This window comes from Mitsuaria sp. TWR114 (assembly GCF_007997345.1).
Genome location: NZ_VOSR01000023.1, coordinates 1 through 2,214 on the forward strand (window position 1 = coordinate 1; position 2,214 = coordinate 2,214).

Annotated in this window: 1 protein-coding gene and 1 pseudogene; both read left to right on the top strand. The window is 70.9% G+C overall.

Features of this window, described 5'->3' with window-relative positions; all coding sequences use genetic code 11:
- The first annotated feature begins 331 nt into the window (after positions 1–331).
- Complete coding sequence (locus FUT87_RS01330; protein WP_091721929.1) at positions 332–1,327, top strand: tripartite tricarboxylate transporter substrate binding protein; 996 nt, start codon at positions 332–334, stop codon at positions 1,325–1,327.
- 97 nt (positions 1,328–1,424) lie between these two features.
- Positions 1,425–2,214, top strand: a pseudogene (locus FUT87_RS01335) (enolase C-terminal domain-like protein); the annotation flags it as partial.

Here is a 2,214-nt window from a genome sequence, read left to right on the forward strand (position 1 = left end):
CGCCGCCGCCGCGCGGCGCTGGCGTTGCAGGAACAGCGCTGACCGGACCTTGCCGGCGGCTCAGGCGCTGGCCTTCGCCACGTCGTCGTCCTTCTTCGCCTCTTCCACCTTGAACCTCCAGCCCTTCCGGCCGGAAGTGGCGACGATCTTTTGATTGACCAGGCGCTCGAGTTCTGCGTGTTTTCCCCGATCTCCGGGTGCAGCGCGGTGCCTTGTCACCGCCGGAGCTCAACTTGTATGATGACTGACAACAAAGCCGCCACCGCCGCTTCGGACTGAGCACCGGGGCGCATCAAGAGCGGCTTCCACGGTTCCTTCCCGGAGACAAACCATGACCGTCCTGACCCGCCGCCTGGCCGTCAAGGCCGGCGCCGCCCTCGGCGCCGCCGTCCTGTCCCTGTGCACCGCCACCCTGGCCCACGCCAACGGCTTCCCCGACCACCCCGTCACCCTCGTCGTGCCCTTCCCGGCCGGCGGCTCGACCGACATGCTCGCCCGCGCCCTGGGCGCCGAGCTGCAGAAGAAGTGGGGCCAGACCGTCATCGTCGACAACCGCCCCGGCGCCACCGGCACGCTCGGCACCTCGCAGGTCAAACGCGCGCCGGCCGACGGCTACACGCTGCTGGTGTCCTCGCTCGGTCCGTTCGTGATCGCGCCCCACCTGCTCAAGGCGGTCCAGTACGACGCGCTCAAGGACATCGACCTGCTCACCGTCGCCATGCAGGCGCCCAACGTGCTGGTCGTGCCGGCGGCCTCGCCGCTCAAGAGCGTCAAGGACGTCATCGACGCGCTGAAGAAGGACCCGGGCAAGATGACCTTCGCCTCCTCGGGCAACGGCTCCTCCGACCACCTCACCGCCGAGCTCTTCTGGCTGCAGACCGGCACCAACGGCCTGCACGTGCCCTACAAGGGCGGCTCGCCGGCCATCACCGACCTGCTCGGCGCGCAGGTCGACGCCTCCTTCCAGAACGTCAACGCGGTGCTGCCGCACATCGTCGGCGGCAAGCTGCGCGCGCTGGCCGTCACCGGCGACAAGCGCTCGGCCGTGCTGCCCAACGTGCCGACGCTGGCCGAGTCCGGCATCAAGGGCGCCGACGTCTACTCCTGGCAGGGCGTGGCCGCCCCGCGCGGCCTGCCGCCGGCGGTGCGCGCGCAGCTGCAGAAGGACCTGGTCGCGGCGCTGCACGAGCCCGCGGTGAAGCAGAAGTTCACCGACATCGGCATCGAGATCGTCGCCAACACGCCGGACCAGGCGCAGAGCTTCCAGAAGGCCGAATTCGCCCGCTGGAAGCAGGTCATCGAGACCCGCAAGATCACCGCCGATTGATCCCCGTTCCCGCGATTCCGACCAGGAGCCCCCTGTGAGCGCAAGCAGTCCCCTCGTCACGTCCGCCCGCGCGATCCCCGTCGCGGGCCACGACGGCATGCTCATGAACCTGAGCGGCGCGCACGCGCCGTTCTTCACCCGCAACCTGCTGGTCCTGGAGGACAACGCCGGCCACGTCGGCATCGCCGAGATCCCCGGCGGCGAGCCCATCCGCAAGACGCTGGAACAGGCCGGCGAACTGCTCGTCGCCAGCCGGTGGCGAAGTGGAACGCGCTGCTGGCGCAGGTCCGCGAGAAGTTCCAGGGCCTGGACAGCGGCGGCCGCGGCCTGCAGACCTTCGACCTGCGGACCACCATCCACGTGCTGACCGCCGTGGAATGCGCGCTGCTGGACCTGCTGGGCCAGCACCTGGGCGTGCCGGTGTGCGAGCTGCTGGGCGAGGGCCGGCAGCGCGACCGCGTCGCCATGCTGGGCTACCTGTTCTTCGTCGGCGACCGCGCCAGGACCGGCATGGCCTACAAGACGCCCGACGACGAGCCGGGCAGCGACGCCCCCGCCGACGCCTGGCTGCGGGTGCGCCACCAGGTCGCGATGACGCCCGAGGCCATCGTCGAGCAGGCCGTCGCCGCGCAGGCGCGCTACGGCTTCAAGGACTTCAAGCTCAAGGGCGGCGTGCTGCGCGGCGAGGAAGAGGTCGAGGCGATCCGCGCGCTGAAGGCGCGCTTCCCCGAGGCGCGCGTCACGCTCGACCCGAACGGCGGCTGGCTGCTCAAGGACGCGGTGCGCCTGCTGCGCGACCTGGGCGGCGTGCTTGCCTATGCCGAGGACCCCTGCGGCGCCGAGGACGGCTTCTCCGGCCGCGAGGTGATGGCCGAGTTCCGCCGCGC

Bases quoted from the DNA above. Each gene is read 5' to 3' on its own strand.
- FUT87_RS01330 (WP_091721929.1), top strand. From the start codon at position 332: ATGACCGTCCTGACCCGCCGCCTGGCCGTCAAGGCCGGCGCCGCCCTC.